Origin of the sequence: Sphingomonas sp. S2-65, from assembly GCF_021513175.1 — a bacterium.
In the GTDB taxonomy this organism is placed as follows: domain Bacteria; phylum Pseudomonadota; class Alphaproteobacteria; order Sphingomonadales; family Sphingomonadaceae; genus Sphingomonas.
In genome coordinates, this window is the sequence record NZ_CP090953.1 from 1,837,612 (window position 1) to 1,851,800 (window position 14,189).

Consider the following 14,189-nt stretch of genomic DNA (forward strand, 5'->3'; position numbering starts at 1 on the left):
GCGAGACGCCGCGATATCGTCGGCGGACGATAGGCGGGGGATATGGATGAAACGCATTTCGCTGTTGCTGGCGGCACTGCTTGCGCCTGTGAGCGCCCGGGCGGCCGACTGGTATGAAGCCAGCACCGACCACTTCGTGGTATATTCGGAGCAGTCTCCAGCGAAGCTGCAGCAGTTCGCGGCCAGGCTGGAGCGGTTCGACTCAGCGATGCGCTGGCTGCGCAACCTGAAGGACGAGCCGATCGGCAAGGCGAACCGAGTCACGGTGTATGTCGTCGACGATACCGGCGATGTCGAGAAGCTCGCCTTCCGCAACGCCGCCGGATTCTATCACCCGCGCGCCGGCGGATCGCTGGCGGTGGTGCCGCGCAACGCCGGCGCGGGGGAAACCGATCTGAGCGCGCAGGCGATCCTGCTGCACGAATATGCGCATCACCTGATGTGGACCTTCTCCCCCAACGCGGTCTACCCCGCCTGGTACATCGAAGGTTATGCCGAGACGCTGGCGACGGTGAAGTTCTACGACGACGGCGCAGTCGATCTGGGCCGGCCACCGCAATATCGCGCGGCTGGGCTGATGAGCGGCAATGCGCTCCCGATCGAAAAGCTGCTGGTCGCGGACACACTGAAGCTCAACGACCAGCAGCGCGACGGGCTATATGGCCGGGGCTGGCTCCTGTCGCATTATCTGCTGCTGTCGGGGCAGCGTAAGGGGCAGCTCGACGGGTATCTGAAGGATCTGAATGCCGGGAAGCCGACGCTGGAGGCGGCCAAGGCGTTCGGCGACCTGCGCAAGCTCGACCGCGAGCTGGAGAAGTACAAGGGCGGCACGTTCAAGGTCTTCAAGCTGGCGGGATCGGTGATCAAGACGGGCCCCATCGAGGTGCGCAAGCTGACGCCCGGCGAAGCCGCGACGATGGACATCCGGATCCGGTCCAAGGTCGGCGTGAACAGGAAGACCGCGCCGGGCGTGTACGAGCGTGCCAAGCGGGCGGCGGCGCCCTACCCGGATGATCCCGGCGCGCAGCTTGTGCTGGCCGAGACCGCCTATGACGCGCGCGACTATGCCGCGGCCGAGGCCGCCGCCGAGCGCGCGCTGAAGGCGAACCCCAAGGCAGTGGACGGCTATGTCTACAGGGCGATGGCGCGGATGGGGATGGCGCACAAGGCGAACGACAAGACACCCGCGACCTGGAGCGCGATCCGCAAGATCATCGCGGCGGGCAACCGCATCGATCCGGAGGACCCCGAGCCGCTCACGCTATATTACCGCAGCTTCGTGGAGGCCGACACCCCGCCGAGCGACAATGCGAAGCAGGGGTTGTACAAAGCTTTCATGCTGGCGCCGCAGGACGACCAGCTGCGCTTCAACGTCGCCACCGTGCTGCTGCGCGACCGCGACAAGGATGGCGCGCGCGCCACGCTGGCTCCGCTCGCTTATCAGCCGCACGGCAAGGGGCTGGCGCTGGTCGCGAGCAGCCTGATCAAGTTGATCGACAGCGGCGACATCGACGCAGTGCTCCGCAAGCTCGACGCGCCCGAGGACGAAAAGGAAGAGCCCGAAGCATAACCAGTCCGCTTGAACCCCGGGCCATTTTCCCCGAAAGCTGCGCCGCAACGAAAGGGTCGGGATACGATGGTTCGGCGGTTGCTGGCGCTGATTGCGGTGATGCTGGTGTGGAGCGCGCCGGCGCGCGCGGACGATATTTCCGCCTCGGGACGCGGCGTGGTGCGGATCGTCACCATCGCCGTGGTCGATGATGAAGTGGTCGGCTTCGGCCATGGCAGCGGCTTCGCCGTCGCGCCCAATCGCATCGTCACCAACGCCCATGTCGTCGAGCTCGCATCGCGCTATCCCGACAATGTCGTGATCGGGGTGGTCCCGTCGGAAGGCGACAAGTCGTACCAGGGCAAGCTGATCGCGATCGATCCCGCACGCGACCTGGCGCTGATCGAGTTCTCCGGCGTGCGCCTGGCGCCGCTCACGCTGTTCACCGGCGCGCCCACCGATGGCGAGACGCTGATCGCGCTAGGCTATCCCGGCAATGTCGATCTGGCGACGGCGCGCTCGGCGGCGGACTTCATCACGCCGCAATCGCCGGTGCGCTCGCAGGGTGGCTTTGCCGGCGCGCGGACGCTGGAGGGCACCAACGTACTGCTGCACACCGCCAACATCGCCCGGGGCAATTCGGGCGGGCCGCTGCTCGACCGCTGCGGCCGAGTGATCGGCGTGAACTCCGCGATCACCCGCGCCGACGAGGGCGACGCGACCTTCGCCTTCGCGATCGCGCAGAGCGAGCTTGCCGCTTTCCTGCGCGAGGCGAAGCAGCCGGTGGCGACGGTGGGCATTCCCTGCACGACCGTCGAGGAGCAGATGGCGCGCGACCGCAACGCCGACGACCAGGCGCGGCTGCTGACCGAACAGGAAGCGCGCGCGGCTGCCGCCAAGGCCGAGACCGAGCGCCAGCAGGCACTGGAGAAGGCACGCGCCCGCAACGAGGCGACCCGCGAGAACTTCATGGCGGGCGCCGCAGTGCTGCTGGTGCTGGGGGCACTGGCACTGGGCGGCGCCGGGCTGCTGCTCTCGCGCGACCGGCGGCGCGAAGCGGTGTGGGTCGCGATCGGCGGCGGCGTGCTGATGCTGGGCGCGATCGCCTTGTTCCTGAGCCGGCCCAACTTCGATCCGGCGCAGGTCATGGCGCTGCCGAAGGCGACCGGGTCGGCGGCACTGCCATCGCCCGATGCCAGCCGGGGCAAGATGATCTGCACGCTGGTGCCGGAGAGAAGCCGCGTGACGGTCACCGCGACGCAAAGCGTTACGCTCGACATCGGCCGCGACGGCTGCATCAACGGGCGCACGCAATACGCCGAAGCGGGCCAGCGCTGGCAGCGGATCCTTGTACCCGGGCAGGAACAGTCGGTGTCGGTCCTCGACTATGATCCGGCGACGCGGACCTATACCAATACGCGCTACCTGCTGTCGGCGGCGCAGATGACGCGGGCGCGGCAGCTTCGCGCGGCGGTGCCGCTCAAATCCTGTTCGTCCGACCAGACCGCGCGGGCCAATCTGGCGACCCAGCAACAGGCGATCCGCGGTGCGCTGCCGCCGGTCTATAACGAGAAGCTGGTCTATGGCTGCCGTGCCGCGCCGGGCGCATCTGCGGTGGAGTGAGGCGGACTGGCGGGTGGTTTGTCATCGTACCGAAACAATGCTCGGGTGAAGCATTGCCTGCCGAGGCGCGAGGGGCTCCGGTCTCGTTCTTCGAAGTAGCTCGCGTCCCGGCACCCTAGTCCTTCACGCCTTCGCGCCCGCGCAGGATCCGCTTGCGATCGATGCCATAGGCATAGCCGCCCATGCTGCCGTCGCCGCGCTGCGCGCGATGGCAGGGGATCAGCACCGCCACATGATTGGCGCCGCAGGCGGTGCCTGCCGCACGTACCGCGCCGGGACGACCGGCCTCGGCCGCGAGTTGAGAGTAGCTGCGGGTTTGGCCCGGCGGGATCGCGCGCAGCGCCTGCCACACCGCCTCCTGGAACGCCGTGCCCTGCACATCGAGCGGCAGGCCGAGATCCCGGCCCGGCGTCTCGACCTCCGCCACCACCTGCGCGGCGAGCGCCTTCAATGCCTCCCCGCCAGGGACGATCTCGGCTGCCGGGAAGCGGCGGGAAAGCGCCGCTTCGTCTTCCCCGAAAGCCACTCGGCACAGGCCCTTCTCGGTCGCGGCGATCAACAGTGCGCCCAGACTGGTGGATGCCACCGTCCAGTGGATGGTCACCCCGGCGCCACCCCGCCGCCACGCGCTAGGCGTCATGCCGAGCCGCGCGGGGGCGGTTTCATAGAATCGGCTGGGCGCCGAATAACCCGCGGCGTAGATCGCATCGGTGACGCTGCCTTGCGCGTTCAACGCGGCAGCCGCCCGGCGGGCACGAAGCCCGCGTGCATAGGCGGCGGGGCTCACGCCGGTCGCGCGCTTGAATAGCCGCTGGAAATGATGCGGCGCGTAGCCGACCGCCTCGGCCAGCAGATCGAGCGTCACCGGCTCCTCGGCGGCATCAAGAAGCGACACCGCCTTGGCTACCGCGACGCGCTCACGCGCGACGTCGTCGGGCTTGCAGCGCAGGCACGCCCGAAATCCGCTGGCTTGCGCTGCCGCGACATCGGGCAGGAAGCGGACATGCGCGCGCTTCGGGCGCCGCGCCGGGCAGGTCGGCTTGCAATAAATGCCGGTGGTGGTGACCGCGACCACGAACCGGTCCTCATAGGCACGGTCGCGCGCCTCGAAAGCGGCCCAGGCCGCATCGTCCGACAAGAGTGGCTGCTGTGTCATGCCCGCTTTATACGCCCGCCGCGGCGATGCCGCATCCCGCAGCTTGCGGTCAAACCGTGATCAGCGCGGGGGAAAGCGAGTCACGTTATCCGGCAGCGGATCGTCGCCGTCAGGCGCGGCTTCGATCGTCGGCCAGCGCCGCGTCAACGCCTCTTGCAGCTCGGCCAGCACCGAAGCCTGGCCGCGATACGCCAGGTCCATCTGCGATTCGGGCAATGGCACCAGGAACTCGCAGCCATGACGTTCGCCGTCGCGCCAGACGATGCGCGCCTCGCGCAGGCCCGCGCCGGACAGGCCGATCGTCACCAACGTGCCGATCGGATATTCGAGCTCCGACAGGAACAGGAACCCCGTACGCGACAGGTTCTCCATCGCGACATCGACCGGCTTGCCGTCGCCACCGCGCAACCGCGTTTCGCCCGCGACATAGAATCGCACCGCGCCCCGCTGGTCGATCTCACCCAATACTTCCAGCCTCGCGACCAGCACACGCAACTCCCGACAAGGAGCCGGGCATTGGCTGGCGCGAGTTAAGGTGGCGTAAAATCTACACGAAAACTGTGCGCACGGTGCGGCCATCGCCGCCGAACAGGCGAAGGTAGCGCTCGATCTCCTCGGGTCTTCCCGTCGCCTTGGCGGGATTGTCGGACAGCTTGACCGCGGGGCGGCCGTTCGCCTCGACCACCTTGGCGACAAGCGAAATGGGCTTGAGGCCCGCGGCATCCTCCGGGTCGCAGTCCCGGAAATCGTTGGTCAGGTTGGTGCCCCAGCCAAAGCTCATCCGCACCCGGCCATGAAAGTGGCGGTAGGCCGCTTCGATCGACTCGACGTCCATGCCGTCGGAAAAGATCAGCAGCTTCTGCCGCGGATCGCGGCCATGCGCGCGCCACCAGTCGAGGATCGCCTCGCCGCCTTCGATCGGCGGCGCGCTGTCGGGGCGGAAGCCGGTCCAGTCCGCCACCCAGTCCGGCGCGGCGCGGAGGAAGGCAGCGGTGCCGAAGGCATCGGGAAGCACGATCAGCAGGTTGCCGCCATAATGGCGCTGCCACTGTTCGAGCACCTGATAGGGGACGCGCTTGAGGGCTGCGTCGTCCGGCGCCAGGGCACCGAGCACCATCGGCAATTCATGTGCATTGGTGCCGATCGCCTCCAAATCGTTGTCCATCGCCAGCAGGACGTTGGACGTGCCGATGAAGCGGCTTCCCAGCCCCTCCTTCAGCGCCTCGACGCACCAGCGCTGCCACAGGAAACCGTGCCGCCGCCGCGTGCCGAAATCGGAGAGGACGAGATCGGGGAGTTGCTGAAGCCGCTCGACCTTTTCCCACAGCTTGGCCTTGGCGCGGGCATAGAGCACGTCGAGCGCGAAGCGCCCGCGGTTGCGCATCGCCGCGCGGGCGCGCAGCTCGTTGACGATCGTCAGCGCAGGGATTTCCCACATGCTCGTGTGAGTCCAGGGCCCTTCGAAGTGCAGCTCATATTGACCGTCGACTGCGCGCAGGTCGTATTCCGGCAACTGGAAGCGGCTCAGCCAGTCGATGAAGTCGGGCGCGAACATGCGCTGCTGGCCATAGAAGCTGTTGCCGGCGAGCCAGATCAGCTCCTTCTTGACGAAGCGGACGGTGCGGGCGTGGTCCAGCTGCGCGCGCAGCTCGGCTTCGTCGATATCGTCGGCCAGGCGCACCGTGCTGGTGCGGTTGATCAACTGGAAGGTGACCTGCACATCGGGATAGAGGTGCCGGATCATCTGCAACATCAACAGCTTGTAGAAATCGGTGTCGAGCAGGCTGCGGACGATCGGGTCCAGCCGCCAATTATGGTTGTAGGTGCGGGTTGCGATATCGGTAACGGCCATCGCCAGCGGAACGGCCAACTCCGCGAAGGGTTCACCCTGCAGCCGCAGCAGGAGAGGCGTCTTGGGTATCACCGCACTTGCCAGGATCGCCCTGGCACTGCTCTCTCTCGCGGTCCTCGCGGCGGGAGGGATCCTGCTGTGGCAGGGGCTGGAGGGCGAATGGGCCCACGACGTCGATGGCGTGCTTCGCCATGTTCGTGACGACACCAAGCTGTGGATAGGCGCCGGCCTGCTCGCCTGGTCGGTTCTCGGCAGGTTCGTGCTGGTCCCCCTGCTCGCCAAGCGGGACGACGACCCGCTTCCGGTCGCACGTGGCAATGGCAGCAGAGTCGAGGACGGCGCCTCGCTTTATGTCGAGACGCATGGGGTACAGGACGCGCCGCCCATCCTGTTCACCCATGGCTGGGGGTTGGACAGCACGGTCTGGGGCTATGCGAAGCGCGATCTGGGCAGCCGTTTCAAGCTGATCCTGTGGGACTTGCCGGGACTCGGCAAGTCGCGGCGCGCGCATGCGAAGCTGGGCTTGCCCGAGTTCGCCGAGCATCTGCGGACGCTGCTTGCCGAAACCGGCCGGCCGGCGGTGCTGGTCGGCCACAGCATCGGCGGGATGACGATCCAGACGCTGGCGCGCGGCCATCCCGAATTGTTCGGCAGGGAAGTTGCCGGCGTGGTGCTGCTCAACACGACCTATACCAACCCCCTCAAGACGATGATCATGCCGCGGCTGTTGCAGGCGCTGCGCTGGCCGGTGCTGGAGCCGATGATGCGGCTGAGCATCCTGCTGTCTCCGCTGGCATGGCTCAGCCAGTGGCAAAGCTATCTGAGCGGCTCGACTCACATCGCCTGCCGGCTCGGCTTCGGCCGCTACGTGACGCGCAGCCAGCTTTCGCACACGGCGCTGCTGATGACGCGCAACTCGCCGGCGGTGCAGTCGCGCGGCGATCTGGCGATGTTCCGCTGGGATTCGGGGATGCCGTTTCGCGACCTGGACGTGCCGCTGCTCGTGGTCGGCGGGGGCGTAGACATCATCACCAAGGAAGAGGCCGGGCAGCGGATCGCAGGCGAGGCCAGAACGGCACGCTATGAGCGCATCGAAGGCGTCAATCATATGGGATTTCTAGAGCGCGCCGATGTCTACAACCGGCTGATCGGCGAGTTCGCCGCTTCGGTGCAGCCGGCGACCATGGCGGCGCAAGGCGGCGCGGCTACGGCGGCAACGCCACAGCCTTGACTTAGGACAGCATTTCTACCATATGACCGACCATCGAGGCATTTAGCAGCGTGATCGGACGAGAGCCCATGGCTCCGCCCCGGCTCTGCCTCGGTTGATGTAGCGGCTTCCCTAGTCACGCGGGTCGTCATTTTTGACCCCGCCTCCGCGCCTGGACTCCGTCCGGGCCCGCGGGCCGTTTTTCGCAAGGTTCCTCAATGCAATTCAATCAACTTGGTCTTTCCGAGACCGTTCTCGCTGCGCTCGCCACCAAGGGCTATACCGAAGCGACGCCGATCCAGGCACAGTCGATCCCGTCGCTGCTCGAAGGGCGCGATCTGCTCGGCATCGCCCAGACCGGCACCGGCAAGACCGCGGCGTTCATGCTGCCGTCGATCGACCGGCTGATCGCCAGCGGCAAGCGTCCCCAGCCGCGCGGTTGCCGCATGCTGGTGCTCGCCCCGACGCGCGAGCTGGCCAGCCAGATCGCCGACCAGGCGCGCCTGTATTCAAAGGGCACCAAGCTGTCGGTGTGCACGCTGTTCGGCGGCACGTCGGTGCACAAGAACAAGACGGACCTGGCGCGCGGTGTCGACATCGTCGTGGCGACCCCGGGCCGCCTGGTCGACCTGATCGACCAGCATTACGCGATTCTGCTCGGCATCGAGATCCTGGTGCTCGACGAAGCCGACCAGATGATGGATCTTGGCTTCATCCACGCACTCAAGCGCATCGTTCGCGAGCTGCCGGCAAAGCGCCAGACGTTGTTCTTCTCGGCCACCATGCCCAAGACGATTCGCGAGCTCGCCGGCCAGTTCATCAAGGATCCGGTCGAAGTGAAGGTGACTCCGGTCGCCACCACCGCCGAGCGCGTCGAACAGCAGGTGACTCATGTCACGCAGGGCGAGAAGCAGGCGCTGCTCACCATGGCGCTGCGTGACGAGAGCATCGATCGCGCGCTGGTTTTCACTCGCACGAAGCACGGCGCCGACCGCGTCGTCCGCCTGCTGGCAGGCAACGGCATCGCTTCGAACGCGATCCACGGCAACAAGAGCCAGCCGCAGCGTGAACGCGCACTGGGCGAGTTCCGCAGCGGCAAGGTCAAGATCCTGGTCGCGACCGACATTGCCGCTCGCGGCATCGACGTGTCGGGCGTCAGCCATGTGTTCAATTTCGAGCTGCCCAACGTGCCCGAGCAATATGTCCACCGCATCGGCCGCACCGCGCGCGCCGGCGCGACGGGCCTGGCGATCAGCTATTGCGCCGAGGACGAGCGTCCGTACCTGCGCGACATCGAGCGGCTGACGCGTCAGAAGCTGACGGTAATGCCGCTGCCGGAGAACTTCCTGTCCGAAGCGGCGAAGATCAGCAGCTCGCGGATCAACATCGCGCCGAGCCGTGATCAGCAGGCCGGTCAGCGTGGCCGCGAGATGCAGCGCGGTGGCGGCCGTCCCGGCCAGCCGCAGCGTGGCCGGCCGCAGGGTGGAAGCGGCGAGGCACGTCCCCGCCGCTTCGACGCGCCGCAGGGCGAGGCCGCAGGCGGCGACCGTCCGCGCAACTATGCGCGCCCCAAGAGCAAGTTCAGCGCCAAGCCCGCCAATGGCGGCAACCGCAGCCAGGGCGGCCGCGCGCGCTGATCGCCGGGATCCTCCCCTGCTTTTGCGGGGGAGGAGCCCGTTCCAACCTTAATCAACCGTGACTCAGGTTGCATCCCTGTGACACCGATGCTAACCGCGCGGCGACCCATCGGGGACGCTTTCGGCGCCCCCGCTTTTTGTGCATGGGACGACAACCCGAACCTCCAAGAGGAACCGAATCGCGTGGAGAATTCCGGCGGTATCCAGGCCAGCCTAAGCGGACGCTATGCGACCGCCCTGTTTGAGATCGCACGCGATGCGAACACCCTGCCCCAGGTCGAGGCGAGCCTCGACGCGGTGCGTCAGGCACTGACGGAATCCGGCACGTTCCGCCTGCTGGTGAACAGCCCGGTCGTGACTCGCGCCGAAGCCACCCGCGCCGTCGCGGCGACGGCGGCTGCGCTGCAGATCGATCCGACGACCAGCAATTTCCTGGGCGTGCTGGCACAGAACCGGCGCCTCAAGGATCTGCCGGCGATGATCCGCGCGTTCCGCCAGCTTGCCGCGAGCCACCGTGGCGAGACGACGGCCGAAGTCGTCTCGGCCCACCCGCTCGATGCCGGTCAGGTAGACGCGCTGAAAGCACAGCTGCGCACCCGGCTTGGCCGTGACGTCAATGTCGACCTTTCGGTCGACCCCTCGCTCCTTGGCGGCCTGGTCGTGAAGATCGGCAGCCAGATGATCGATTCGTCGATCAAGACCCGACTGAACTCCCTCGCGCACGCGATGAAAGGCTGAAAGCTAGACTCATGGATATCCGCGCCGCAGAAATCTCGAAGGTCATCAAGGACCAGATCTCCAGCTTCGGCACCGAGGCCCAGATCTCCGAAACCGGCCAAGTGCTCAGCGTCGGTGACGGCATCGCCCGCATCTATGGCCTCGACAATGTCCAGGCCGGCGAGATGGTCGAGTTCGCCAATGGCGTGCAGGGCATGGCGCTCAACCTCGAGGCCGACAATGTCGGCGTCGTGATCTTCGGCTCGGACGCCGAGATCAAGGAAGGCGACGTCGTCAAGCGCACCGGCACGATCGTCGACGTTCCGGTCGGCAAGGGCCTGCTCGGCCGCGTCGTGGACGGGCTGGGCAATCCGATCGACGGCAAGGGCCCGATCGTCGCCGAGAAACGCAGCCGCGTCGAAGTGAAGGCCCCGGGCATCATCCCGCGCCAGTCGGTCAGCGAGCCGATGCAGTCGGGCCTCAAGGCGATCGACGCGCTCGTTCCCGTCGGCCGCGGCCAGCGCGAGCTGATCATCGGCGACCGCCAGACCGGCAAGTCGGCCGTCGCGATCGATACGTTCATCAACCAGAAGACGGTCAACGCCGGCACCGACGAGGGCAAGAAGCTTTATTGCGTCTATGTCGCCGTGGGCCAGAAGCGCTCCACCGTCGCGCAGCTCGTCAAGACGCTCGAAGAGCAGGGTGCGATGGAATATTCGATCGTGGTCGCCGCGACCGCGTCCGAGCCCGCACCGCTGCAGTTCCTGGCGCCCTATACCGGCACCGCGATGGGCGAGTATTTCCGCGACAACGGCATGCACGCGCTGATCGTGTTCGACGATCTGTCCAAGCAGGCGGTCGCCTATCGCCAGATGTCGCTGCTGCTGCGCCGCCCGCCGGGCCGCGAAGCCTATCCGGGCGACGTGTTCTACCTCCACAGCCGCCTGCTCGAGCGTGCGGCCAAGATGTCGGACGCCAATGGCGGCGGCTCGCTGACCGCACTGCCGATCATCGAGACCCAGGCCGGCGACGTGTCGGCCTACATCCCGACCAACGTGATCTCGATCACCGACGGCCAGATCTTCCTCGAGACCGACCTGTTCTTCGCGGGCATCCGCCCGGCGATCAACGTCGGGCTGTCGGTCAGCCGCGTCGGCTCGGCCGCGCAGACCAAGGCGATGAAGAAGGTGTCGGGCTCGATCAAGCTCGAGCTCGCCCAGTATCGCGAGATGGCGGCGTTCGCGCAGTTCGGTTCGGACCTCGACGCCTCGACGCAGAAGCTGCTCAACCGCGGCGCGCGCCTGACCGAGCTGCTCAAGCAGCCGCAATTCTCGCCGCTGCCGTTCGAAGAGCAGACCGTGTCGATCTTCGCGGGTACGCAGGGCTTCATCGATGCCGTGTCGGTGCAGGACGTCACCCGCTACGAGCAGGCGATGCTGACCGAGATGCGGACCAGCCATGGCGACATCCTCGGCGCGATCCGCGACAGCAAGGATCTGAAGGACGACGTGCGCGACAAGCTCAAGGACGCGCTCACCGCGTTCGGCAAGACCTTCGCGTAACTACCTCGTCACCCCGGGCTTGACCCGGGGTCCCGCTTCTTGGCGGGATCAAGGTAGCGGGACCTCGGCTCAAGGCCGGGGTGACGGATAAGGGAATGGAATGGCTAGCCTCAAGGCACTCAAGGTCCGGATCAACTCGGTCAAGTCGACCCAGAAGATCACCAAGGCGATGAAGATGGTCGCCGCCGCCAAGCTGCGCCGTGCGCAGGAAGCGGCGGAGGCCGGCCGCCCCTATGCGGAGCGGCTCGAGTCCGTGGTGGCGAGCCTTGCCGCCAAGGTCGCGGGCGGCCCCGGCAGCTCGCCGCTGCTCGCCGGCACCGGCAAGGATCAGGTGCACCTGCTGATCGTCGCCACGTCGGACAAGGGTCTGGCCGGCGCGTTCAACAGCAACATCGCGCGCCTTGCCCGCCGCCGTGCCCAGGAGCTCACCGCGCAGGGCAAGACGGTCAAGATCTACACGATCGGCCGCAAGGGCTTCGCCCTCCTGGCTCGCCAGTTCCGCGCGAACATCGTCCACTCGATCGAGCCGGGCGATCTGGGCAAGCTGGGCTTCGCCGAAGCGCGCGCCTATGCCGACGACATCATCGCGCGCTACCGCGCGGGCGAGTTCGATGTCGCGACTTTGTTCTATTCGCATTTCAAGTCGGTGCTGACGCAGGATCCGACCGAACAGCAGATCATTCCGGTCGCCATTCCGACCGCGGTGGCAGAGCCTGCCGGCGCTGCTGTCGTGGAATATGAGCCGAGCGAGGAAGCGATCCTCGACGACCTGCTGCCGCGCAACATCGCGATCCAGCTGTTCCGCGCGATCCGTGAGAACGCCGCGTCGGAGCAAGGCTCGAAGATGACCGCGATGGACAATGCCACGCGCAACGCGGGCGACCTGATCAAGCGGCTGTCGATCCAGTACAACCGCGCCCGTCAGGCCGCGATCACCACCGAGCTGGTGGAAATCATTTCGGGCGCCGAAGCGCTCTAAGAACGATCAGAAGCAAGGAAGCAGACGATGGCAACCGCCGCTGAAATGACCCGACCGGGTACCACCAACAATGTCGGCAAGATCGCCCAGGTGATCGGCGCCGTCGTCGACGTGCACTTCGCCGAGAACCTGCCGGCGATCCTGTCGGCGCTGGAGACCGACAATAACGGCACGCGCCTGGTGCTCGAAGTCGCCCAGCATCTGGGTGAGAACACCGTGCGCACGATCGCGATGGATTCGACCGAGGGCCTGACCCGCGGCCAGACCGTCACCGATACCGGCTCGCAGATTCGCGTGCCTGTCGGCCCGAAGACGCTCGGTCGCATCCTCAACGTCATCGGCGAGCCGATCGACGAGCGCGGCCCCGTCGGTGCCGAGCTGACCGCGCCGATCCACGCACCGGCTCCGCTGTTCGTCGACCAGTCGACCGAGAGCGCGATCCTGGTCACCGGCATCAAGGTTATCGACTTGCTCGCGCCTTACGCAAAGGGCGGCAAGATCGGCCTCTTCGGCGGCGCCGGCGTCGGCAAGACCGTGCTCATCCAGGAGCTGATCAACAACATCGCCAAGGGCCATGGCGGCACCTCGGTGTTCGCAGGCGTGGGCGAGCGTACCCGCGAGGGCAACGATCTCTACCACGAGTTCCTCGACGCAGGCGTTATCGCCAAGGATGCCGACGGCAATCCGCAGTCGGAGGGTTCGAAGGTCGCGCTGGTATATGGCCAGATGAACGAGCCGCCCGGCGCCCGCGCCCGCGTCGCGCTCTCGGGCCTGACGATCGCCGAGTATTTCCGCGACCAGGAGGGCCAGGACGTGCTCTTCTTCGTCGACAACATCTTCCGCTTCACCCAGGCGGGCGCAGAAGTGTCGGCACTGCTCGGCCGTATCCCGTCGGCAGTGGGCTACCAGCCGACTCTGTCGACCGACATGGGCGCGCTGCAGGAGCGGATCACCTCGACCAACAAGGGTTCGATCACCTCGGTCCAGGCCGTGTACGTTCCCGCGGACGATCTGACCGATCCGGCGCCGGCAACCTCGTTCGCCCACTTGGACGCGACCACCGTGCTCAACCGCGCGATCTCCGAACTGGGCATCTACCCGGCCGTGGATCCGCTGGACTCGACCAGCCGCGTGCTTGAGCCGCGCATCGTCGGCCAGGAGCATTACGAGACCGCACGCGCCGTCCAGGCGATCCTGCAGAAGTACAAGTCGCTGCAGGACATCATCGCGATCCTCGGCATGGACGAGCTTTCGGAAGAGGATAAGCTCACCGTCAGCCGTGCTCGCAAGATCCAGCGCTTCCTCAGCCAGCCCTTCCACGTCGCCGAAGTGTTCACCGGCATCCCGGGCGCGTTCGTGCAGATCGAGGACACCATCAAGTCGTTCAAGGCAGTGGTGAACGGCGAGTACGACCACCTTCCCGAAGCGGCCTTCTACATGGTCGGCGGCATCGACCAGGCGGTCGCCAAGGCCCAGAAGATGGCCGGCGAAGCGTAACCCGAACTACTCCCTCTCCCCTTCAGGGGAGAGGGTCGGGGAGAGGGGCCTGTAACAAGGCGCATTGCTCTCCCCCTCTCCCCCACCCTCTCCCCGCAAGCGGAGAGAGGGAGTAAGGTATGGACATGCTGCACTTCGAACTCGTCACGCCCGAACGCCTCGTCCGCTCCGAGGACGTCCACATGGTCGTCGTTCCCGGCACCGAAGGCGACTTCGGCGTTCTCGAGGGGCATGCCCCGTTCATGTCGACGGTGCGCGACGGCGCGCTGGAGATTTACCGCAGCGCCGGATCGGCTCCGGAGACGATCCGGATCGAAGGCGGGTTCGCCGAAGTGAACGACCGCGGCCTGACGGTATTGGCCGAAAGAGCTGATTAACGGCGCTTAAACCAAGAATGGCCTAAAAGT

Annotated in this window: 12 protein-coding genes; 9 read left to right on the forward strand and 3 right to left on the reverse strand. The window is 66.6% G+C overall.

What is annotated here, in order from left to right:
- Positions 1-46: 46 nt before the first annotated feature.
- Positions 47-1,570, forward strand: a complete 1,524-nt coding sequence (locus tag LZ586_RS08710) for a hypothetical protein (RefSeq protein ID WP_235079576.1) — start codon at positions 47-49, stop codon at positions 1,568-1,570.
- Positions 1,571-1,636: 66 nt separating this feature from the next.
- On the forward strand, positions 1,637-3,172 hold the full coding sequence (locus tag LZ586_RS08715; protein ID WP_235079578.1) for a S1C family serine protease: 1,536 nt from the start codon (positions 1,637-1,639) through the stop codon (positions 3,170-3,172).
- A gap of 115 nt (positions 3,173-3,287) precedes the next feature.
- Here LZ586_RS08715 and ada read toward each other — a convergent pair whose 3' ends face one another.
- Genes ada through pncB form a run of 3 tightly spaced genes read right to left on the reverse strand, consistent with a single transcriptional unit; the run spans position 3,288 to position 6,180 of the window.
- On the reverse strand, positions 3,288-4,328 hold the full coding sequence (ada, locus tag LZ586_RS08720) for a bifunctional DNA-binding transcriptional regulator/O6-methylguanine-DNA methyltransferase Ada (protein WP_235079580.1): 1,041 nt from the start codon (positions 4,326-4,328) through the stop codon (positions 3,288-3,290).
- Between the two features lie 60 nt (positions 4,329-4,388).
- Positions 4,389-4,817 (reverse strand): PilZ domain-containing protein, encoded by a 429-nt coding sequence (locus LZ586_RS08725; protein ID WP_235079583.1) that lies wholly within the window; start codon positions 4,815-4,817, stop codon positions 4,389-4,391.
- A gap of 58 nt (positions 4,818-4,875) precedes the next feature.
- Positions 4,876-6,180, reverse strand: a complete 1,305-nt coding sequence (pncB, locus tag LZ586_RS08730; RefSeq protein WP_235079584.1) for a nicotinate phosphoribosyltransferase — start codon at positions 6,178-6,180, stop codon at positions 4,876-4,878.
- A gap of 61 nt (positions 6,181-6,241) precedes the next feature.
- On the opposite strand from pncB, the gene LZ586_RS08735 reads away from it, so the two are divergent.
- The 7 genes from LZ586_RS08735 (at position 6,242) to LZ586_RS08765 (ending at position 14,159) form a co-directional block, all read left to right on the forward strand.
- Positions 6,242-7,411, forward strand: a complete 1,170-nt coding sequence (locus LZ586_RS08735; RefSeq protein WP_235079585.1) for an alpha/beta fold hydrolase — start codon at positions 6,242-6,244, stop codon at positions 7,409-7,411.
- A 197-nt stretch (positions 7,412-7,608) separates the two neighbouring features.
- Positions 7,609-9,027, forward strand: coding sequence for a DEAD/DEAH box helicase (locus LZ586_RS08740; RefSeq protein ID WP_235079587.1), 1,419 nt, complete (start codon positions 7,609-7,611; stop codon positions 9,025-9,027).
- A 183-nt stretch (positions 9,028-9,210) separates the two neighbouring features.
- On the forward strand, positions 9,211-9,765 hold the full coding sequence (locus LZ586_RS08745; RefSeq protein WP_235079588.1) for a F0F1 ATP synthase subunit delta: 555 nt from the start codon (positions 9,211-9,213) through the stop codon (positions 9,763-9,765).
- Positions 9,766-9,776: 11 nt separating this feature from the next.
- Entirely contained in the window at positions 9,777-11,306 is a 1,530-nt protein-coding gene (atpA, locus tag LZ586_RS08750; RefSeq protein WP_235079589.1) for a F0F1 ATP synthase subunit alpha, read from the forward strand.
- Between the two features lie 100 nt (positions 11,307-11,406).
- Positions 11,407-12,285, forward strand: coding sequence for a F0F1 ATP synthase subunit gamma (locus LZ586_RS08755; protein WP_235079591.1), 879 nt, complete (start codon positions 11,407-11,409; stop codon positions 12,283-12,285).
- A gap of 45 nt (positions 12,286-12,330) precedes the next feature.
- The gene (gene atpD, locus LZ586_RS08760; RefSeq protein ID WP_235079765.1) at positions 12,331-13,782 is read left to right on the forward strand and encodes a F0F1 ATP synthase subunit beta; all 1,452 of its coding nucleotides are present in this window, start codon (positions 12,331-12,333) and stop codon (positions 13,780-13,782) included.
- Positions 13,783-13,907: 125 nt separating this feature from the next.
- Positions 13,908-14,159, forward strand: coding sequence for an ATP synthase F1 subunit epsilon (locus LZ586_RS08765; protein WP_235079766.1), 252 nt, complete (start codon positions 13,908-13,910; stop codon positions 14,157-14,159).
- Positions 14,160-14,189: the final 30 nt, after the last annotated feature.

Coding starts and splice junctions, on each gene's coding strand:
- LZ586_RS08710 (WP_235079576.1), top strand. CDS start 47: ATGAAACGCATTTCGCTGTTGCTGGCGGCACTGCTTGCGCCTGTGAGC.
- LZ586_RS08715 (WP_235079578.1), top strand. CDS start 1,637: ATGGTTCGGCGGTTGCTGGCGCTGATTGCGGTGATGCTGGTGTGGAGC.
- ada (WP_235079580.1), bottom strand. CDS start 4,328: ATGACACAGCAGCCACTCTTGTCGGACGATGCGGCCTGGGCCGCTTTC.
- pncB (WP_235079584.1), bottom strand. CDS start 6,180: ATGGCCGTTACCGATATCGCAACCCGCACCTACAACCATAATTGGCGG.
- LZ586_RS08740 (WP_235079587.1), top strand. CDS start 7,609: ATGCAATTCAATCAACTTGGTCTTTCCGAGACCGTTCTCGCTGCGCTC.
- atpA (WP_235079589.1), top strand. CDS start 9,777: ATGGATATCCGCGCCGCAGAAATCTCGAAGGTCATCAAGGACCAGATC.
- LZ586_RS08755 (WP_235079591.1), top strand. CDS start 11,407: ATGGCTAGCCTCAAGGCACTCAAGGTCCGGATCAACTCGGTCAAGTCG.
- atpD (WP_235079765.1), top strand. CDS start 12,331: ATGACCCGACCGGGTACCACCAACAATGTCGGCAAGATCGCCCAGGTG.
- LZ586_RS08765 (WP_235079766.1), top strand. CDS start 13,908: ATGCTGCACTTCGAACTCGTCACGCCCGAACGCCTCGTCCGCTCCGAG.